This window comes from Aeromonas sp. MR19, assembly GCF_963899305.1.
Lineage (GTDB): Bacteria > Pseudomonadota > Gammaproteobacteria > Enterobacterales > Aeromonadaceae > Aeromonas > Aeromonas bestiarum.
This window is the reverse complement of the sequence record NZ_CAWQWZ010000032.1, coordinates 69624-88559: the sequence shown is the minus strand read 5'-3', so window position 1 is coordinate 88559 and position 18936 is coordinate 69624. Positions and strand designations below refer to the sequence as shown.

Sequence of the window (18936 nt, the reverse complement as noted above, 5' to 3'; positions counted from 1 at the left end):
TTACTTGTGCCCCTGTCCAAACAGGGTCAGCAGCACGGCGTTCTGGATATGCATACGGTTCTCGGCCTCGTCCATGATGAGGGAGGCTGGGCCATCCATGACCTGGGAGGTGATCTCCAGCTCCCGGTGCGCCGGCTGGCAGTGCAGCACATGCTGGATGCCGGTGCGGTCGAGCAGGGCCTGGTTGATTTGATAAGGCATAAAGATATCTTTTACCTGCTCCATTGGCGTGTTGTCACCCATGGAGACCCAGGTATCGGTGTAAACCACGTCAAACCCTTCGATATCCCCCACGTCATCGCTGATGTGAATGGTGGCGCCGGAATCGGCCGCCAGCGCCTGGGCCTGCAGGAAGATCTGGGTATCCGGGCCATGGCCCTTGGGGCAGATCAGGGTCACGTCGGTACCGAGCGTCGCCCCCAGCAGCAACAGAGAGTGGCTGACGTTGTTGCCATCGCCGAGATACGCCAGCTTCACCTTGGACAGATCCGCGTAGTGCTCGGCAATGGTCATAAAGTCGGCCAGCCCCTGGCAGGGGTGGTAGAGGTTGCACAGGCTGTTCACCACGGGCACGGTGCCGTGCTCTGCTAATCCAACAAGCGTCTGGTGGTCGAATACCCGCGCGACTATGGCGTCACACCAGCGTGACAGGTTGGCGGCAAAGTCCTGCACCGATTCGCGCTTGCCCAGTGCACCGTTCTGTTGATCCAGATAGACGCTGTGGCCACCGAGTCTGGCGATGCCGATGTCGAAGGTGACCCGGGTACGCAGGGAGGGCTTCTCGAACAAGGTGACCACGCTCTTGCCCGCCAGCGCCTGGCTGTACTTTTTAGGGGCGGCCTTGACCGCTTTGCCCAGGGCGATCAGCGCCAGGATCTGGGATTTGTTCAAGTCGCTGTCTTTCAGAAGATGTTGCATCGGATGTTCCTTTTTCCGGCCAGGGTTAGAGGGTGACCTGGGTGCCGACGGCACCACCGGCCAGCAGCTTGAGCAGTTGATCCGGGTAACGCCAGCTGGCCACACAGACCGGTTTGCCGAGGGTCTCGGCAGCATGCAGCGCGGCTTTCACCTTGACCGCCATGCCATCGCTGATCACCCCCTTCTCCATCAGGTCCAGTGCGGTCGCCTTGTTCAGCTGGGGCACCAGCTTGCCCTTGCCATCCAGGATGCCGCTCACGTCCGACAGCATCACCAGATCGGCGCCGAGCGCCTCGGCAATGGCGGTGGCCGCCTGATCCGCGTTGACGTTCATCAGCTGGCCATCGGCCGTGATGCCGATGGAGCTCACCACCGGCAGGAAGCCCTGCCCCAGTATGCCGGTCACCAGCGCCGGGTTGCCCGGTTTGCAGTCGCCGACCGCACCGAGATCCGGGTCGAGCTGGGTCACCTGGCACAGGCCGCCATCGGCGAGGCAGAGCCCCACGGCCGGAATGCCGGTGGCGATGGCCTTGGCCATCATCTGCTTGTTCGCCGTGCCAGCTAACGCCCCGGCGATAAAGGGGATCTGCTCGAACGGGGTCACCCGCAGGCCGTTCTTCTTGGTGGAAGTCAGACCCAGCCCCTTGAGCAGGTCATCCACCAGACAGCCGCCACCGTGCACCAGCACCAGGGGTCTGTGTTGCTCATCCAGAAAGGTTTTGAGGGTGGCGAACAGGGCGGTCAGCGCCTCGTCGTTCTCGATCAGGGCACCACCCAACTTGATTACCAGCGTCTGTTTGTCCATCGTTGCAATCCTTCCTTAAGTCCTTAAATCAGGCCGGTGGCCGGTTCAAACCCGAATTTGATATTTATGCATTGCACAGCCTGGGAGGCGGCGCCCTTGAGCAGATTGTCGATGGCGGAAACCACCACCAGCATGTTGCCCTGCTGTTGCCAGGCAATATCGCAGTAAGGGGTGCTTGCCACACCACGGATGGAGGGCATCTGGCCGGTGAGGCGCACCAGCGGCTTGCCTTCGTAAGCCTTGAGGAAGGCCTGATCCACCTGGGTCGGCGTCACGCCGTCCGCCAGCTGCACATAGATGGTGGCCAGGATGCCGCGCACATAGTTGCCGAGGTGGGGCTGGAACAGCACCTCGCAGCCCAGGTGGTGGCTGATCTCAGGCTGGTGTCTGTGGTTGAAGGTGCCGTAGGGATTCAGGCTCACTTCGCAGAAGCTGGTGTTGATGGCAGCCTTGCGACCGGCGCCGGAGACACCGGACACGGCGTTGATAATTGGCTGCCACCCCTTGGCGATCAGGCCGGCCTGCTGCAGCGGCTTGAGGGCGCACAAGGAAGCGGTTGGGTAACAACCCGGCACCGCAATCAGCTGGGCGGCGGCAATGGCATCGCTGTTCCATTCCGCCAGACCGTAGGCTGCCTGATCCAGCCACTGCTCGCTGTCGTGGGTGAAGCCGTAGAAGTGGTCATAGAAGCCTTGATCCTTGACCCGGAAGGCGCCGGAGAGATCGAACACCGGCAGACCCTTGGCCAGGAACTTGGGTGCAAGCTCGGCACTCACCTCGTGGGCGGTAGCCAGCAGCACCAGATCGGCCTGGGTCAGGATCCGGGTCATGCCATCCTCGTCCAGCGGCAGCAGCGGCTGATCCAGCGCGCCGACCCATTGGGGATGCAGGGAAGAGAAACGCTTGTGGGCATCCTGGCTGCCGGCCGACACATAGAGGCCGAACAGCTTGAGTTGAGGGTGGTTCTGGACCAGTGCGGCCAGTTCGGCTCCCGCGTAGCCACTGGCACCGACGATAACGGTGTTAAGCATTATTGAGTATTCCAAGTCAGGGTTCGAAATTCACAGCATGGTGCTGCAGATGGTGCAAGGGGTGAGGAACCTCCCCTTTGACGCAACGCGTGCGGAGGGGCAATTCAGGCGGGTGTGTGTCGTCGGTTATAGATCAGGTGACAGAACATTAACTTTCCCTTACAACTAGAAGCCTTGTCGATGAGCCAGATATTCAGGCAAACTTACAGAATATTCATGCACTCACTTTGCATTTGTATTTTCTAACAGAAACATTCCGGGGACGCAAGGAGGAGCTGATGGCCAATCTGGATTTTTTTGCACTTTATAAGAATATTATTGCGATTCCCTCCATCAGCAGCACGGATCCCCGCTGGGATCAGAGCAACGAGGCGGTGATCCGGCTGCTGGCCGACTGGTTCGGCCAGCTGGGTTTTCAGTGCGAGGTGACCGCCCTGCCGGATCTGCCGGGCAAGTTCAATCTGGTGGCGACGATCGGCCAGGGCGAGGGCGGCCTGCTGCTGGCGGGCCATACAGATACAGTCCCGTTCGACGAGGGCGCCTGGAGCAAAGATCCCTTCAAGGTGACCGAAGAGGGCAACCGCCTGTACGGCCTCGGCACCATAGACATGAAGGGCTTCTTCGCCTTTATCGTGGAGGCGCTCAAAGAGATAGATCTCACCACCCTCAGCAAGCCCCTGCGCATCCTGGCCACCGCCGATGAGGAGACCACAATGGCGGGCGCCCGCGCCATCGCAGCGGCGGCCGAGCTGAAACCCGACTACGCGGTGATCGGCGAGCCCACCGGACTGGTGCCCGTAGTGGCCCACAAGGGGCACATGTCGGAGGCGATCCGCATCACGGGCAAGAGCGGTCACAGCTCGGATCCCGCCAACGGCGTCAATGCGCTGGAGATAATGCACCAGGCCATGGGGCGGGTGCTGCGCCTGCAGCTGCGCCTGGAAGAAACCTATGCCGACTACCGGTTCGCGGTGCCGCAACCCACGCTGAATCTGGGATACATCCAGGGCGGCGACAGTCCGAACCGCATCTGCGGTTGCTGCGAGCTGCACATAGACATGCGCCCCACACCGCAGGTGGGGCCGGACGAGCTGATGGGCATGCTGAAGGAGGCACTTGCCCCCATCGAAATCCACCAGCCGGGCTGCCTGCACCTGCAACACCTGCACGAGCCCATCCCCGCCTATGCCTGCGCGGACGACTCAGTGCTGGTGCGCGAGGCCGAGAAGGCGAGCGGGCACAAGGCGGAGTCGGTGAACTATTGCACCGAGGCGCCCTTTATCCAGCAGCTGGGATGCCAGACAATCGTGCTGGGCCCGGGCCATATCACCCAGGCCCATCAGCCGGACGAATACCTGGATCTCTCCTTCGTCAAGCCGACCACGGCTGTGCTGCAACACCTGATCCGCCGGTTTTGCCTCTGAATTGACGGGAATGTAAGTAAGTTACATAACATGCCGCCTCGGGACAGGTGAGGGAAATACATGTTCTGAATCGGCCTGTTATTTGACCTTGCGCAGACAATCTGGGTAGATTGTCACCCTAAGATGACGGAGCATATGTTGTAATCACACAACAATAAGTGAGGCTGTCTCTCACCTCGGATGGAGAGAGACACCAACCAGATAAGGATGTGGAATGAACGAAAAGTACGCCGCGCTACGCGCCAACGTAGGCATGCTGGGTCAACTGCTGGGCAAGTCCATCAAGGATCATCAGGGACAGGCCTTCCTCGACAAGATCGAAACCATTCGCCAGTTGGCCAAATCCTCCCGCAAAGGCAATGAGGCAGACCGGGAACGTCTGCTCGATACCCTGCGCACCCTGAGCGATGACGAGCTGCTGCCGGTGGCCCGCGCCTTCAGCCAGTTCCTCAACCTGGCCAACGTGGCCGAACAGTTCCACACCATCTCCCGCCGCTGCGAAGAACAGGTCTGCACCCCGGATCCGCTGGAGCAGATGTTCGCCAAGCTCAAGGCCTCCAACCTGTCACAGGAAGCCATCATCCAGGCCGTGCGCGAGCTGGATATCGACCTGGTGCTGACCGCTCACCCGACCGAGGTGACCCGTCGCACCCTGATCCACAAGCACGTGCAGCTCAACGACTGCCTGGAAGCGCTGGAGCTCTCCGATCTGCTGCCTCGCGAGCGGGACAAGATCCTCAATCGCATCGAGCAGCTGGTCAATCAGGCCTGGCACACCAACGAGATCCGCGAGCAGCGTCCGACCCCGGTGGACGAAGCCAAGTGGGGCTTCGCCGTGGTGGAAAACAGCCTCTGGCCGGCCATTCCCGAATTCATGCGCAATCTGGACGAGCGGCTGCAACAGCACCTGGGTGTGCGGCTGCCGCTGGATGCCGCGCCGGTCAAGTTCACCTCCTGGATGGGCGGTGACCGTGACGGCAACCCCTTCGTCACCGCCAAGGTGACCGCAGAAGTGCTGGAGCTGGGCCGCTGGATGGCGGTCAACCTGTTCTACAAGGACATCAAGGAGCTCACCTCCGAACTCTCCATGTCCGACTGCACAGACGCAGTGCGCGAGCGGGTGGGCGATCACCCCGAGCCCTACCGCGCCCTGGTGCGCGAGCTGCGTGAACAGCTGCGCGAGACCCAGGAGTTTCTCACCGCCAAGGTGCAGGGTCAGGCGAGCGAGAGCCGGGATCTGGTCAAGACCACGGCCCAGCTGCGCGAGCCGCTGGAGCTCTGCTACCACTCGCTGCACGCCTGCGGCATGGGCAACATAGCCGACGGCATGCTGCTGGACGTGCTGCGCAAACTGGCCTGCTTCGGCATCCATCTGGTCAAGCTGGACATACGTCAGGATGGCGAGCGTCACGGTCAGGTCTTCTCCGAGCTGACCCGTTACCTTGGCATGGGTGACTACGCCGAGTGGAGCGAGGACGACAAGCAGGCCTTCCTGCTGAACGAACTGAACTCCCGCCGCCCGCTGATCCCGACCGACTGGGAACCGAGCGACGAGACCCGCGAGACCATAGACACCTGCCGGGTGATCGCCGGTCACGATCCCGATGCCTTCGGCATCTACATCATCTCCATGGCTGGCGCACCGTCCGACGTGCTGGCGGTGCAGCTGCTGCTGAAAGAGGCCGGCTGCAAGTTCCGCATGCCGGTTGCTCCCCTGTTCGAGACTCAGGAAGACCTGATGGCAGGCACCGCCGTGATGGAGCGCCTGCTGTCTGTGGACTGGTATCGCGGCTACATCCAAGGTCGTCAGTACGTGATGATCGGCTACTCGGATTCCGCCAAGGATGCGGGCATGATGGCCGCCGGCTGGGCCCAGTACGCCGCCATGGAATCCCTGGTAGCACTGGCCGAGGCCAACAAGCTGCGCCTCACCTTGTTCCACGGCCGTGGCGGCACCGTCGGCCGTGGCGGTGCCCCCGCCCATCAGGCGATCCTGTCACAACCGCCGGGCTCCCTGCGCGGCGGCCTGCGGGTGACCGAACAGGGCGAGATGATCCGCTTCAAGTTCGGCCTGCCGAAAGTGGCCATCCACAGCCTGAACCTCTACACCAGCGCCGTGCTGGAAGGGAACCTGCTGCCGCCACCCAAGCCCAAAGAGTGCTGGCGCGCCGTGATGGAGCAGCTGGCCACCGTCTCCTGCGACCACTACCGCAGCATAGTGCGCGGCCATCCGGACTTCGTCCCCTACTTCCGTGCCGCCACCCCCGAGATGGAACTCGGCAAGCTGCCGCTCGGTTCGCGCCCCTCCAAGCGCAAACCCAACGGCGGCGTCGAGAGCCTGCGTGCCATCCCCTGGATCTTCGCCTGGACCCAGAACCGGCTGATGCTGCCGGCCTGGCTCGGTGCCCACAAGGGGCTGCAGCAGGCCATCACTGACGGTCAGAAGGGCGTGCTGGAAGAGATGAGCCGCCAGTGGCCCTTCTTCCGCACCCGCCTCGAGATGCTGGAGATGGTGTTCCTCAAGGCCGACGTCTGGCTCGCCGAGTACTACGACACCCGGCTGGTACCCAAGGAGCTGTGGGGTCTGGGCAAACAGCTGCGTCAGGAGCTTGCCGACTCCATCCAGGTGGTGCTGGAGCTGCGCCCCCAGGGCGACTTGCTCGACGACCAGCCCTGGATCAAAGAATCCATCAAGCTGCGCAACCCCTACACGGATCCGCTCAACGTGCTGCAGGTCGAGCTGCTGGGCCGCTCGCGCAACCATGCCGAGATCCTGCACCCCGAGCTGGATCAGGCGCTGATGGTCACCATCGCCGGTATTGCCGCAGGCATGCGCAACACGGGTTGATGGCTGACAGGTCGCAACGCACATAGAACAAAGGGCGTCCATAAGGCGCCCTTTGGTTTCTTCTGAGCGCCAAGGTTCAGGGATCCTGTTTCATCTCGAACCGGACACCCACACCGGCCTCAGCTTGCGCCATAGCGCTTGGCAAACTGCTTGGCCCCGATGTCGCTCACGTCTATCACACGCGAATCCGGGCGGCGCACAAACCAGCGCTGGGCCAGGGCATCGTCCAGAATCCACTGCCCCAGGGTACCGGCAAGATGGCTGCGGCGCTCGCTCCAGTCCAGACAGGCCTTGCACATTGGTCGCTTGCGCTGACGCAGCAGGCTGAGGTTGACCCCCAGGCCTGTAAAGAATATTTCGCCGGACTGGCTCAGTCTGGCGTCATCCCCATGTATCTCCAGCAGCCCCTGTTGCTGCAACGCATCAAACAACCGAACCCCCAGCTCGCCAGCAAGATGGTCATAGCAGATCCGGGCTTGACGCAGGTGGGGATCCCTGGGACCCGTCCTGACCTTGGCGGGGGAGCTGGTCACGGACAGCGTCAGCATTCGCTCGATAACTTCAGCCACCGCAGGGTCGCTCAGTTGAAAGTACCTGTGACGGCCCTGCTTGCGCATGCTCAGCAAGCCTCCCTCTACCAGCTTGCCGAGGTGACTGCTGGCAGTCTGGGCCGTGATCTCCCCTTCCAGCGCCAGTTCAGTGGCTGTCAGCGCCTTGCCACCCATGAGTGCCGTCAGCATGCGCGAACGGGCTTTGTCACCTATCAGGCTCGCCACATAGGCAATATCGGGTTCCATACCATATTCCTTTGATAGTTCGGCCACCCTCGAAGCATGACCCTGATGACCAGGCTAAGTTGGCAACCTGTTCACCTCTGTTGAGACGCTAGGATGACAATTACCTGTTTTATTGAGTACCAGATCGACCCCCTCAAAGCAGATCTCTTTGAGCAATACGCCAACCAGTGGGCAGACATTATCCCCGCATGTGGTGGGGACCTCATCGGCTATTTTGCTCCTCACGAAGGCACCAACTATCGGGCATTCGGCTTGATCGCCTTCGAATCCTTGGCTGACTACGAGCACTATCGCCAACGACTGCGGGAATCCGAGCTCGGGAGGGCCAACTTTGCGTTTGCCCAAGAGGGGCGCTTTATTCTGCAAGAGTCCCGCTCCTTTTTGCGCCTGATCCCTGCAACAGATCGCCACCATGGGAGGTCCTTCTGATGTATGCCGTTATCTTCGAGGTCACCCCCTTTCCGCAAGGGGTTGAGGCTTATCTTGATGCCGCTGCCGTCTTGAAAGAAGAGCTGGAAAAGGTCGAGGGCTTTATCAGCGTCGAGCGCTTCCAGAATTTGAATGCCCCGCAAACCTATCTCTCCTTGTCGTACTGGGAGAGTGAAGCAGCCATTCAAGCATGGCGTGCGCACCATGACCATCAGGTGGCCCAGGCTCGGGGGAAAAATGAGCTATTTCATGATTACCGTATTCGAGTCTGTCACGTGATACGAGAATATGGTCTTGCTGCAAGCTGCAGCGATCCGCTGTCAGGCCCAACGACATGGAGGCATAGGTCATGACGCTAACGAGCTTTCTGGCCTTCCTGGCTGTTATCACCACCCTGCTGCTGTCACCTGGACCATCCGTCTGGCTGGCGATCCACAATGGCCTGACTCATGGCGTTCGTGCTGCCGTTATCGGTGTCTTGGGCAATGTGGTGGCTTTTCAGGGATTGATGGCTTTCAGTGCAGTGAGTTTGTCCGCTGCCATGCAAACTGCGACGCCCATTGTGTTGGTAATGAAGTATGCGGGAGGTGCCTACTTGGGCTATCTCGGCATACGGTTACTGATCACTCCTGTCGACACGGTCACCAAGGGACCAGCAGAGCACGCCGGGCCAACGCAGGTTTGGCAACTGTTTCGCCAAGCATTTCTGGTCACGCTTTCTAACCCCAAGGCCCTGATGTTTGTGGTAGCGCTATTACCCCAGTTTGTCGACGCTGAACGTGCGCTCATGCCTCAGTGGGGTCTGATGGCACTGACCACCGCCCTCATCCACCTCTGCGTTTACTGGGGATATGCAGTAGTGGGGCACAAGGCGAGCCGTTACTTGCTGGACACGCGTATTCGCCGTTTTTACAACGGTGCCAGCGGTGTCCTGTTTCTGGGGTTTGCAGCAGGCTGGATGTTGAGTTCCTGATAGCGAAGGGAGAATGTCTGACAGACTGCAACACACATAAAAAAAGGGCGCCAGATTGGCGCCCTTTTTTTGGAACGGATGGCAAAGAGCCGTCAATGACGAGAAGATTGAGATAACAGCGCGTGTGCACATTCCTTCAATATTATCTTCGACTACCTATCAGATGACTCCGATAGCTCTTCACCAAACAATAGGGACATACCGGCATCGGAGCTCAAAAGCTGATATAGATAAGTACGCCCCTCCTCAAATTCTTTCAACATGGCTCTAAACGCTAGGCGGTTTTCTTCGATCCTCATGGATATATGAGCCAAGTGGATTAATGCACTCTCACAATTCTCGTCTGAATTAAGCGGAAACGTTTCAAGAAAATGGTGCACCAATTCATTACGCATCTCAAGCAGATTCTGTAAACGTAAACAATGCTCTTCAATATTACCTAATTCAAACTTAAAGTGTATATAAGGCTTATCAATTTTAGCATCCAGCTCAGGTTCATTTTTTCTTTCACCCATGCGATTTACAAATTCGCCAATCAGCTGCCCCAGCATTCTTCGGCTAAGCGCCTGTGCATCCAGCTTTCGATTACCTTCCAGCGTATCTATATTGCCTTCCATCTTCAGCGACGGAAGCACCCGCTTAAGCAAAAGCTCAAACTGCTGAAGATTGAGCAGACATCTCCCATAGAGCAATATCACTTGCTCTTTCTTCTCCTTATTTACATCTGTATTTACATTACCGTCCATGGAAAAGATCCTTCCTTATGTCAGCAGATTAAGATACGGATAACGCATTATTACGGTATGTATAAGAAAAAAGGCGCCACTATGGCGCCTTTTTATTCGGTTAGATAGGTGGGTCACACTCCCCACCATGTGCCTTAGAGGGAGGCACAGATCTGCCAGAGATCGTACTGGATGGCGGCGGCCGTCACTTCCCGGCCTGCGCCCGGCCCCTGAATGACCAGCGGGTTGGTGCGGTAGCTGTCGCTCTCGATGGCGAAGATGTTGTCGCACGGCAGCAGGTTGGCGAACGGGTGGTGGGGCTCCAGTGCCTCCAGCCCGACCCGCGCCTTGCCATCGTGCTCGAAGCGGGCGACGTAACGCAGCACCTTGCCGAGGCGCTTGGCTCCCTCGAAGGCGCTCTGGATCGGGCCGTCCAACTCTTTCAGCCTGTCCATGAACTGATCCGTACTCACCTTGCGCAGGGGCACGGGCACCAGGTTCTCCAGCTCGATGTCGGCAGAGTCGAGTTCAAAGCCTGCCTCTCGCGCCAGGATCAGCAGCTTGCGGCGCACATCCTGGCCGGAGAGATCCTCGCGGGGATCCGGCTCGGTCAGGCCGTGCTGCCACGCCTCGTCCACCAGCTCGGAGAAGGGGCGGCTGCCGTCATACTGCTGGAACAGCCAGGAGAGGGTGCCGGAGAAGATGCCGGAGACCCCCTGAATGCGGTCGCCGCTCTGACGCAGCATCTGGATGCTGGACTGGATCGGCAGCCCGGCGCCCACGGTGGCGTTGTAGCGCCACTGCACCTGATGGTCGCGGCAGCTCTGCTTGATGCGCTGGTAGAACTCGCTGTCGGCGGCACCGGCAAACTTGTTGGCCGCTATGATGTGGATGCCGAGCTGGGCGAAGTCCGGGTAGTAGCGGCTCACCGTCTCGCTGGCGGTCATGTCCAGCGCAATCAGGGTATCGAAACTGTGCTGCTCAAGCTGGGCCAGCAGCTCGGGCCAGATCAGCGGTTTGGGGTTGAACTTGTCCTGCACCTTGAGGGGATCCAGCCCCTCTTCGTCCAACAGGCCCCCTTCCGAGCTGAACACCCCGTAGAGAGTCAGCGCCAGATTGAGTTCATGTTCGAGGCGCGCCTTCTCGCGGCCATAGAGGCTCAGCCAGTGGCCGCCTATATTGCCCTTGCCAAATACCACCAGCCCGACCCGGGTCGGGCGGCTGAACAGGGCGCTGTGCAGGGCGATAAGCAGCGGCTCCAGCACCACCTGGCGCACGACGGCCACCAGACTCAGGCCGTCTCTGGCTACCTGCACGAACTCCAGCGGCTGATCCGCCAGCAACTGATAGAAACGGTGACATTGCTCGGCGTTGTCGGTCACCCCGGCACCCACCAGGGCCACCAGACTGAACCCCTCTTTCTGGATCAGGCCGGTGAAGCTGCCCTGCAGCTGGAAGTCGCGCAGCAGCTCGAACGCCCCTTCCGCCACTTCCAGGGTGTAGGCCAGCCGCAGTACCCGCCGATCCGGTTGGCGCTGCAGGGTGAGCGGGTTGAGGCGGTGGCGGGCCAGATGGGCCTCGATGGCCGCCACCGTCTGCTCATAATGGGTCTGCGGCAGCACCTTCAACTCTATGAGGGCGATCTGGTCCACCGAAGAGACGATGCGGGCGCCACCGGAGCGCGGCGCCCGGCGCAGTATGTGAGTGCAACCCTCATCCGGGTTGTAGCTGCAGCGCAGGGTGAGGCGCTGGCGACTGTCGGCCACCGGCTGCAGGGTGCGCGAATGGAGCACCGAGGAGCCGAGACGGGCCAGCTCGTTCGCTTCGGCCAGACTCAGGCGCTCCAGCAGGCGAGCTTCCTTGACCCGACGCGGGTCGGCGCTGTAGACACCGGCCACGTCGCTCCAGATGGTGGTGGATTCGCCGTCCGCCAGCAGGGCCAGCAGGCTGGCGCTGTAGTCGGAGCCGTTGCGACCGAGCAGCAGGGAGCGTCCCTCCATGTCGGCGGCGATAAAACCTGTCACCACGATACGACCGGCATGTTCGGCCAGCCGTGCCTTGAGCAGTTCGCTGGAAAGCGCAGTATCCACCTTCACCAGGGCGCCGTCCTCGGCGCGCAGGAAGCTGCGGGCATCGAGCCAGATGGCCTTGTCGCCGCGGCTGGTGAGCAGGGCCGCCAACAGGCGCGCCGACCACACCTCGCCAAAGGCGAGCAGGCCGTTGCGGGCGAAGCGGTCAAACTGCCCCTCCAGGGTTTTGGCGATCAGCTGCATGTCGTCGGCAAGCTGCTTGCTCAAATCGAGCTGCAGTTCCCCTTCCAGCAGGCCGTCGATCAGACTCTGCTGATAGGCGTGCAGGGCGGTGATGGCCTCGCCGGCGGCCTCGTCGCCGGCCTCGGCCAGCTCCACCAGCTGGATCAACCGGTTGGTGGTCTTGCCGGCGGCAGAGACCACGATCAATTCATCTCCGCCAACCTGCTGCTCGACGATAGCCGCGACCCGGCGATAGCAGACCGGATCCGCCAGACTGCTGCCACCAAACTTGTGCACATGGCGCCGCTTCAATCCTGCTTCTGTTGCCACCGCGATCTCTCCTTGTTGCTGCTGTTCCATTACTTCGCTACCTGCTCTGCCTGCTGCGCCTGTTCAAAAGCCTGAGCCAGATCGGCCACCAGGTCTTCACCGTGTTCAATGCCGACCGACAGCCGCAGCAGCTGGGCGCTGATGCCCGCCGCCTGCTGCGCCGCCGGTGTCATGGCCCTGTGGGTCATGCTGGCCGGATGGGCCACCAGACTCTCCACCCCGCCGAGGGACTCTGCCACCGAGAAGAGGGTGAGGGCCGCGAGGAAGGTGCGCAATCCGGCCTCGCTGCAGTCGAGTTCAAAACTTAGCATGGCGCCGAAGCCGGACTGTTGACGGCGCGCAATATCGTGGCCCGGATGGGTCGGCAGGCTGGGGTGATAGATTTTTTTGACCAGCGGCTGTTGCTGCAGGAAGGCGAGGATGCGATCCGTGTTCTCCTGATGGGCACGCAATCTGGGAGCCAGGGTGCGCAGGCCGCGCAGGGTGAGGTAGGAGTCGAACGCCCCGGAGGTGAGCCCCAGACAGTTGGCCCACCACACCAGCGACTCGGCCAGTGGCTGCTCCTTGGCTATCGCTACCCCGCCCACCACGTCTGAGTGGCCGTTGATGTACTTGGTGGTGGAGTGCACCACCAGGTCGGCACCGAGAGCCAGCGGCTGTTGCAGCAGCGGTGAGAGGAAGGTGTTGTCCACCACCACCTGGGCCCCCACTTCATGGGAGGCGGCGGCGATGGCGGCTATGTCCACCACCCGCAGCAGGGGGTTGGAGGGGGTCTCCACCCACACCAGTGCCGGCTTCTGCGCCAGGGCCTCGGCCAGCGCGGCTTCATCCCCCTGATCGACGAACTGCACCCGGTAGTGCCCCTTGGCCGCCAGATACTCGAACAGGCGCCAGGTGCCGCCGTAACAGTCGTGGGGGGCGATCAGCAGATCCCCCGCCTTGAGCAGGGCGGTCGTCACCAGATGGATGGCGCCCATGCCGGTACCGGTCACCACGGCACCGGCGCCCCCTTCCAGCGCCGCCAGCGCGTCCGCCAGATTGGTGCGGGTCGGGTTGCCGGATCGGGCATAATCGTATTGACGGGGCTCGCCAAAGTCGGCAAAGGTGTAGTTGCTGGAGAGGTAGATGGGCGGCACCACGGCACCGTGCTGTGTGTCTGTCTCAATCCCGGTGCGTACCGCCTGGGTGGCCTTGTGGGTCATGTCACTCTCTCCTTGAACTGTCGCTGGGCGATGGCCGCTCTGCCTCTGCCACGGCTATCCTGCCATTGCTGGCCTATGGTGAACCACCTTACGCCAGCATAAAAAAGCCGTCAACACTTCTAGACGTCCAAATGGCTTTGCTGTTGGATTGCCATTAATTTCCACAAGGGTTAAAATCCGCGCTCACGGCCAAACGAGAACAGGTGGATCATGGGTACAGAGTGGAACGGCGACTACGTCAGCCCCTACGCGGAACACGGTAAGAAGAGCGAACAGGTCAAGAAGATTACCGTCTCGATCCCGCTCAAGGTGTTGAAGGTGTTGACCGACGAGCGCACCCGTCGCCAGGTGAACAACCTGCGTCATGCGACCAACAGTGAGCTGCTCTGTGAAGCCTTCCTGCACGCGTTCACCGGCCAGCCGCTACCCTGCGACGACGATCTGCGCAAGGATCATCCGGACAGCGTCCCCGCCGAGGTGCGCGCCATCATGGAAGCGCTGGGCAAAGAGATCGAAGATTTCGACGCAGAGTAATACCTGCGACCTATGCCAAACAGCAATCCCTCTTTGAAGATGACGCGGCCCAGTGCCGCGTCATTGCTATCCGCAACCTCCCCCTTCAGCCTGCGCCGCTACCAGAACGACATCTGCAGCCACAGCCACGACTTCGCCCAGCTGGTGATCCCTCTCGGCGGTCCCATTGAGATCGAGGTGCAGGGCCAGGGGCGTCGCCTTGCCCCCGGTTTCGTCTGCGTGATAGCCCCCGGCGAGCGGCACGACTACGCCGCCGATCCGGCCCTCTCGTTTCTGGTGCAGGAGAGCGACTGGCTGCCCGGCGATCTGGCGGCCCACCCCTTCATCGAGCTGGACGAGCCCCAGCGCCACTACCTCGCCTTCCTGCACCGCATGGTGGCAGCGGGGCGCCAGGTGGCGGGCATGGAGCAGGTGTGGCTCTCCCTGCTGGCACAAGGGCAAGGAGTGCACTCCTCTGCTCCCCCTCGTCTTGCCGCCCGAATCCTCAAGGTGCAGCGCCATATCGAGGCCCACCTCGCCGAGCCCCTCAACAATGAGCGGCTCGCCGCCATCGCCTGCCTCGGTCAGAGCCAGTTCAAGCACGCCTTTCGCCAGCAGCTGGGGATGAGCATCTCCCACTACATACGGGAACGGCGCATGACGCTGGCACGCACCCTGCTTGCCCACACCCAACTGCCCATAGGCGAGATCGCCAGTCGCTGCGGCTACCAGAATCAGGGGGCCTTCGCCGAGCGCTTCCTGACCGAGAGCGGGCTTCCCCCTTCCCTCTGGCGCCAGCAAAACGGCCTTCTGCCGTAACAGGGCGGCCAGTCACCGAAGACAGCCAGCGCCGTTTCGAGGCATGCTGAGGCCAATGCAAGGTGTGTGAAACGAGGAGCCAAGATGCAGACCATTAGCTGGCAGGATTTCGAGATGGTGGAGCTGAGAGTGGGCACCCTGGTGCGGGTCGAGCCCTTCCCCGAGGCGCGCCGGCCCGCCTACAAGGTGTGGGCGGATTTCGGCCCCGAGCTCGGGGTGCGCAAGAGCAGCGCCCAGATAACGGATCTCTATCGCCCGGAGGATCTGGTGGGACGCCAAATCGTCGCCGTGGTGAACTTTCCCCCCAAACAGATAGGCCCCATCCAGTCGGAGTTTCTGCTGACCGGTTTCTACCGGGCCGATGGCGCCGTTGTGATGGCCATTCCGGAGCAGGCGGTGGAGAACGGCGCCAAGCTGGGCTGATGCCCTTGGCCCCATGAAAAAAGAGAGGCGACCCCGGGGTCGCCTCTCTCATTTTTGCCGCAGCGCGCTGTTACTTCAACAAGCTGAAGATCAGCGCCGAGACCGCCAGCGACCCGGTCAGCAGGATGAAGCCGTTGGTCCAGCCCTGACGGAAGCGGGCCAGCGCCTCCACCTTGTAGATGGCCACCACCGGCATGATGAAGAGGATCATGGCGATGACGGGGCCGGAGAGGGTCTCCATCAGCCCCAGGATGCCCGGGTTGATGACGGCGGCGCCCCAGATGGCAAAGAACATCAGGACTATGCCGAGCCGGTCCGCCTTCGCCAGCGGCAGGCCGGTGGGCTTGGCGATCAGGCTTTTCAGGCTCTCGCGGGCACCGAGGAAGTGGCCGAGGAAAGAGGTGCTGATGGCGATGAAGGCGATGAGCGGCCCCAGCGTCACTATCACGGGGTTGTCTGTGATGTTGGCGAGATAGGAAAGCACGGAGACGTTCTGCGCCTTGGCCTCGGCCAGCTGGGCCGGGGAGAGGCTCAGCACGCAGGAGAAGACGAAGAAGAGCACGAAACCCACCAGCATGATGGTGGTATTGCGCAGGATCAGGCCGCTCTTGGCCTCGGCCTGCTCGCCATATTCCCGCCGCTGCACGTTGGCAAAGCCCGAGATGGCGGCGGCATGGCTGAAGGCGAACACCGTGACCGGCAGCGCCAGCCAGACGGTGTTGAGGAAGCTGCCGCCCTCAAAGGCAGTCATTTGTGGCCACTGCCACTGGGGAATGAGATAGCAGGAAAGCGCCGCCAGAATGGCCGCCAGCGGATAGACCATGAAGGCAAACGCCCGCAACATCGCCTTCTCCCCCGCCATCATCACGGCGATCATGGCGAACACCAGCAGGCCGGAGAGCATCACCCGGTTCGGGGTGGCCATGCCGAGCTGGTTGACTATGAAGCTCTCCACCGTGTTGGTCAGCCCCACCCCGTAGATCAGCAGGATCGGGAAGATGGAGAGGAAGTAGAGCGCCGAGATGAGGCGACCGGCCATCTTGCCGAAGTGCTCCTCGGCTACCTCGGTGAAATCGGCGTGAGGGCGGGAGGAGGAAAGCACGAAGCGCGCCAGCCCGCGGTGAGCCAGAAAAGTCATGGGACCGGCCAGCACGGCCACTATGACCAGGGGCCAGATCCCGCCCAGACCCAGGTTGATGGGCAAAAACAGTATGCCGGCGCCGACGGCGGTACCAAACAGGCTGATCGCCCAGTGGGTGTCATGGCGACGCCAGCGGCTGGTGCTGGCAACTGCGGGCTGGGAACCGGACAAATCCTTTACGACGTCTACAGATAAACTCATTACTAATCCAAACTTTGTCAGTATTTTAATCTGAGCTTATTGTGGTTTATCAGGATTTAATTCTCAAAAAGCGGGACTGAAACATATCACTACCATAACGGGCCTCAACCAGTGAGATTGGGAATCCAATCGGGATCACATAATCGAGTAAAACTAAAAAACTCAATTTAAATGAAATATAAAACCAAATTTTTATTCATACTCACTTTTTTATTTTGCCCAATGGATCGTTTGCAGAATTACCTGAAAAATCATGCCAACTACCCAAGAAGGATTGTGATCATCCACTGTCATTCTCGTGCTTTGCCAGCGGATATCCCTGCTCATCTGCGATAAAACCAGCGGATCACACCAAGCAAACAGGCGGCCCTGAGGCCGCCTGTTTGTGTCGTCTGGCGACAGAGCATCAGCCCGCCAGGTGGACCAGGAGTGTGTGTGTCGGCGACAGAGCATCAGCCCGTCTGGTGGACCAGGAGTGTGTGTCGGCGACAGAGGCTCAACCTGCCTGATGGGCCAGGATCTTGCCCCAGGCGAGATCCGGATCCCCCATGACGATGAAGTCCGGGTTCTCCAGAGACTCGGTTTCGTTGTAACTGAGCGGCTGCAGCGCCAGGCTGAGGATGCGGCCACCCGCCGCCTCGACGATGCACTGGGCAGCGGCGGTATCCCACTCGCCGGTAGGACCGAGCCGCACGTAGCAGTCGGCCGCCCCTTCCGCCACCAGACAGGATTTGAGGGAGCTGGAGCCGAGCGGGATCAGCTCGTAGTTGATGGCCGGATTGAGACGGCGGGTCAGGTTCTCCAGCTTCTGGCGACGGCTGATGGCCACCACCAGCGAATCGGGCTGATCGTGTTCGTGGTGCATGGCGCTGATGGGCAAGGTCTCGCCGTTCACCTCCTTGAAGGCACCGTGACCGCGCACCGCCCAGTAGAGCACGTCGGACTCGGGGGCGTAGATGACTCCGAGCACGGGCACATTGTCCCGCACCAGGGCGATCAGGGTGGCGAAGTCGCCGCTGCCGGCGATGAACTCACCGGTGCCGTCGAGGGGGTCCACCAGCCAGTACTGCCGCCAGTTGGCTCGCAGACTGAAGGGCACATCGGCCGCCTCTTCGGTCAACACGGGTACATGGGGGGTGAGCGCCGACAGCGCCTGTTTGAGGTAGGCATCGGCAGCAAGATCGGCACTGGTGACCGGGGTCGCATCCTCCTTCAGCTGACGCTCGAACTGACCGCCGTGATAGATTTCGTGAAGGATACGCCCCGCTTCGCGGGCTATCTCCTTGACCCCAGGAACCCAGGCCAACAACTCCTGCATCTTGTTATCCTCTGTTTTTATTTATTGCCTTTGCCCAGGCTTGGGCTAGTTTTCCTGCTCCGCCAGCCACTTCTGGGCCAGCAGCAGAGCACTGATGCTGCGCGACTCGCTGAAGTCGGGTCGTGCCAGCAATTCGTCGATACGGTTGAGGGGCCAGGGGATCACCTCGAGGGGCTCGGGCTCATCGCCGATCCGTTGCTCCGGGAAGAGATCCCGCGCCAGCAGTATGTCCATCCGGCTGGAGAAGTAACCGGGCGCCAGCGACACCTGCTTGAGGGGGATCAGGCTGTTGGCGCCAAAGCCCGCCTCCTCCATCAGCTCCCGGTTGCCCGCCTCGAAGGCATTCTCGCCCGGGTCGATCAGCCCTTTGGGGAAGCCCAGCTCGTAAGAGTGGGTGCCCGCCGCGTACTCGCGTACCAGCAGCAGGGTGTGGGCATCGAACAGGGGCACCACCATGACGGCGCCCCGGTTGCCACCGCGCATCCGTTCGTAGACCCGCTCCTCCCCATTGCTGAATTTCAGATGCAGGGATTCCACCTTGAACAGCCGGCTCTCGGCCACTATTTCGGCCTTGAGGATCTCCGGTTTGCTCTTGTCATGCGCCATTTTCTCGACACTGAGGTATTCGGGCTTGCTCTTGTGGTGGTCACTCATCGGGCGCTGGCTGCTCGTTAAAAAATCGTGCTTCAAGAGTAAACGACTCCCCGAGCGAACACCACGGGGCAAAGCGGCGAAAGCGGACGGAAAAATCCGTTATAATGCCGCCCCGTTTCCCTCCCCCTCATTG

General features: G+C 61.1%; 18 protein-coding genes. 8 read left to right on the top strand and 10 right to left on the bottom strand.

Translation table 11 applies throughout. From position 1 onward, the window contains the following. The 3 genes from AACQ95_RS14845 to argC are packed head-to-tail and all read right to left on the bottom strand — an operon-like array spanning position 1 to position 2754. Entirely contained in the window at positions 1-918 is a 918-nt protein-coding gene (locus AACQ95_RS14845; protein ID WP_241278903.1) for an ornithine carbamoyltransferase, read from the bottom strand. A 25-nt stretch (positions 919-943) separates the two neighbouring features. Then, positions 944-1723, bottom strand: a complete 780-nt coding sequence (gene argB / locus AACQ95_RS14840; protein ID WP_043142293.1) for an acetylglutamate kinase — start codon at positions 1721-1723, stop codon at positions 944-946. Between the two features lie 23 nt (positions 1724-1746). Then, positions 1747-2754 (bottom strand): N-acetyl-gamma-glutamyl-phosphate reductase, encoded by a 1008-nt coding sequence (gene argC, locus AACQ95_RS14835; RefSeq protein WP_241278902.1) that lies wholly within the window; start codon positions 2752-2754, stop codon positions 1747-1749. A gap of 278 nt (positions 2755-3032) precedes the next feature. On the opposite strand from argC, the gene argE reads away from it, so the two are divergent. Together argE and ppc are read left to right on the top strand one after the other, a co-directional pair. Next, positions 3033-4178, top strand: a complete 1146-nt coding sequence (gene argE, locus AACQ95_RS14830) for an acetylornithine deacetylase (protein ID WP_043557453.1) — start codon at positions 3033-3035, stop codon at positions 4176-4178. Positions 4179-4392: 214 nt separating this feature from the next. After that, a complete protein-coding gene (ppc, locus tag AACQ95_RS14825) occupies positions 4393-7026 on the top strand; it encodes a phosphoenolpyruvate carboxylase (RefSeq protein WP_241278901.1) in 2634 nt (877 codons plus the stop codon). A gap of 119 nt (positions 7027-7145) precedes the next feature. Here the strand turns inward: ppc and AACQ95_RS14820 are convergent, their stop codons facing one another. Further along, positions 7146-7823: an ArsR/SmtB family transcription factor gene (locus AACQ95_RS14820; protein WP_241278900.1), complete on the bottom strand. Its 678-nt coding sequence runs from the start codon at positions 7821-7823 to the stop codon at positions 7146-7148. A gap of 93 nt (positions 7824-7916) precedes the next feature. Here AACQ95_RS14820 and AACQ95_RS14815 point away from each other — a divergent pair, with 93 nt between their 5' ends. Genes AACQ95_RS14815 through AACQ95_RS14805 form a run of 3 tightly spaced genes read left to right on the top strand, consistent with a single transcriptional unit; the run spans position 7917 to position 9225 of the window. Then, positions 7917-8252: an NIPSNAP family protein gene (locus AACQ95_RS14815; protein ID WP_010635210.1), complete on the top strand. Its 336-nt coding sequence runs from the start codon at positions 7917-7919 to the stop codon at positions 8250-8252. Continuing rightward, positions 8252-8605 carry an antibiotic biosynthesis monooxygenase family protein gene (locus AACQ95_RS14810; RefSeq protein ID WP_241278899.1) on the top strand — a complete coding sequence of 118 codons (354 nt, stop codon included), beginning with the start codon at positions 8252-8254 and terminating at the stop codon, positions 8603-8605. The genes AACQ95_RS14815 and AACQ95_RS14810 overlap by 1 nt, the downstream gene beginning before the upstream one ends. Then, positions 8602-9225 carry a LysE family translocator gene (locus AACQ95_RS14805; protein ID WP_241278898.1) on the top strand — a complete coding sequence of 208 codons (624 nt, stop codon included), beginning with the start codon at positions 8602-8604 and terminating at the stop codon, positions 9223-9225. The genes AACQ95_RS14810 and AACQ95_RS14805 overlap by 4 nt, the downstream gene beginning before the upstream one ends. 152 nt (positions 9226-9377) lie before the next feature. Here the strand turns inward: AACQ95_RS14805 and AACQ95_RS14800 are convergent, their stop codons facing one another. The 3 genes from AACQ95_RS14800 to metB form a co-directional block, all read right to left on the bottom strand. Next, complete coding sequence (locus AACQ95_RS14800; protein WP_241278897.1) at positions 9378-9971, bottom strand: hypothetical protein; 594 nt, start codon at positions 9969-9971, stop codon at positions 9378-9380. A 134-nt stretch (positions 9972-10105) separates the two neighbouring features. After that, the gene (locus AACQ95_RS14795) at positions 10106-12562 is read right to left on the bottom strand and encodes a bifunctional aspartate kinase/homoserine dehydrogenase II (protein WP_241278896.1); all 2457 of its coding nucleotides are present in this window, start codon (positions 12560-12562) and stop codon (positions 10106-10108) included. Beyond that, entirely contained in the window at positions 12562-13734 is a 1173-nt protein-coding gene (metB, locus tag AACQ95_RS14790; protein WP_098980839.1) for a cystathionine gamma-synthase, read from the bottom strand. The genes AACQ95_RS14795 and metB overlap by 1 nt, the downstream gene beginning before the upstream one ends. 210 nt (positions 13735-13944) lie before the next feature. Between metB and metJ the strand changes: the two genes are divergently transcribed. From metJ to AACQ95_RS14775, 3 genes are all read left to right on the top strand, one after another. Continuing rightward, positions 13945-14268: a met regulon transcriptional regulator MetJ gene (gene metJ, locus AACQ95_RS14785; RefSeq protein WP_005315809.1), complete on the top strand. Its 324-nt coding sequence runs from the start codon at positions 13945-13947 to the stop codon at positions 14266-14268. 39 nt (positions 14269-14307) lie between these two features. Next, on the top strand, positions 14308-15066 hold the full coding sequence (locus AACQ95_RS14780) for an AraC family transcriptional regulator (RefSeq protein ID WP_241279016.1): 759 nt from the start codon (positions 14308-14310) through the stop codon (positions 15064-15066). 84 nt (positions 15067-15150) lie between these two features. After that, on the top strand, positions 15151-15489 hold the full coding sequence (locus AACQ95_RS14775; RefSeq protein WP_043140821.1) for a tRNA-binding protein: 339 nt from the start codon (positions 15151-15153) through the stop codon (positions 15487-15489). A gap of 70 nt (positions 15490-15559) precedes the next feature. Here the strand turns inward: AACQ95_RS14775 and AACQ95_RS14770 are convergent, their stop codons facing one another. From AACQ95_RS14770 to nudE, 3 genes are all read right to left on the bottom strand, one after another. After that, positions 15560-16831: an aromatic amino acid transport family protein gene (locus AACQ95_RS14770; RefSeq protein WP_241278895.1), complete on the bottom strand. Its 1272-nt coding sequence runs from the start codon at positions 16829-16831 to the stop codon at positions 15560-15562. Positions 16832-17327: 496 nt separating this feature from the next. Next, on the bottom strand, positions 17328-18149 hold the full coding sequence (cysQ, locus tag AACQ95_RS14765; protein ID WP_042868960.1) for a 3'(2'),5'-bisphosphate nucleotidase CysQ: 822 nt from the start codon (positions 18147-18149) through the stop codon (positions 17328-17330). A 45-nt stretch (positions 18150-18194) separates the two neighbouring features. Next, on the bottom strand, positions 18195-18803 hold the full coding sequence (nudE, locus tag AACQ95_RS14760; protein WP_241278894.1) for an ADP compounds hydrolase NudE: 609 nt from the start codon (positions 18801-18803) through the stop codon (positions 18195-18197). Between the last annotated feature and the right edge of the window lie 133 nt (positions 18804-18936).

Coding starts and splice junctions, on each gene's coding strand:
- AACQ95_RS14810 (WP_241278899.1), top strand. CDS start 8,252: ATGTATGCCGTTATCTTCGAGGTCACCCCCTTTCCGCAAGGGGTTGAG.
- AACQ95_RS14805 (WP_241278898.1), top strand. CDS start 8,602: ATGACGCTAACGAGCTTTCTGGCCTTCCTGGCTGTTATCACCACCCTG.
- ppc (WP_241278901.1), top strand. CDS start 4,393: ATGAACGAAAAGTACGCCGCGCTACGCGCCAACGTAGGCATGCTGGGT.
- metJ (WP_005315809.1), top strand. CDS start 13,945: ATGGGTACAGAGTGGAACGGCGACTACGTCAGCCCCTACGCGGAACAC.
- cysQ (WP_042868960.1), bottom strand. CDS start 18,149: ATGCAGGAGTTGTTGGCCTGGGTTCCTGGGGTCAAGGAGATAGCCCGC.
- argB (WP_043142293.1), bottom strand. CDS start 1,723: ATGGACAAACAGACGCTGGTAATCAAGTTGGGTGGTGCCCTGATCGAG.
- AACQ95_RS14820 (WP_241278900.1), bottom strand. CDS start 7,823: ATGGAACCCGATATTGCCTATGTGGCGAGCCTGATAGGTGACAAAGCC.
- AACQ95_RS14770 (WP_241278895.1), bottom strand. CDS start 16,831: ATGAGTTTATCTGTAGACGTCGTAAAGGATTTGTCCGGTTCCCAGCCC.
- AACQ95_RS14780 (WP_241279016.1), top strand. CDS start 14,308: ATGACGCGGCCCAGTGCCGCGTCATTGCTATCCGCAACCTCCCCCTTC.
- AACQ95_RS14800 (WP_241278897.1), bottom strand. CDS start 9,971: ATGGACGGTAATGTAAATACAGATGTAAATAAGGAGAAGAAAGAGCAA.
- metB (WP_098980839.1), bottom strand. CDS start 13,734: ATGACCCACAAGGCCACCCAGGCGGTACGCACCGGGATTGAGACAGAC.
- argC (WP_241278902.1), bottom strand. CDS start 2,754: ATGCTTAACACCGTTATCGTCGGTGCCAGTGGCTACGCGGGAGCCGAA.
- nudE (WP_241278894.1), bottom strand. CDS start 18,803: ATGAGTGACCACCACAAGAGCAAGCCCGAATACCTCAGTGTCGAGAAA.
- AACQ95_RS14845 (WP_241278903.1), bottom strand. CDS start 918: ATGCAACATCTTCTGAAAGACAGCGACTTGAACAAATCCCAGATCCTG.
- AACQ95_RS14795 (WP_241278896.1), bottom strand. CDS start 12,562: ATGGAACAGCAGCAACAAGGAGAGATCGCGGTGGCAACAGAAGCAGGA.
- argE (WP_043557453.1), top strand. CDS start 3,033: ATGGCCAATCTGGATTTTTTTGCACTTTATAAGAATATTATTGCGATT.
- AACQ95_RS14775 (WP_043140821.1), top strand. CDS start 15,151: ATGCAGACCATTAGCTGGCAGGATTTCGAGATGGTGGAGCTGAGAGTG.
- AACQ95_RS14815 (WP_010635210.1), top strand. CDS start 7,917: ATGACAATTACCTGTTTTATTGAGTACCAGATCGACCCCCTCAAAGCA.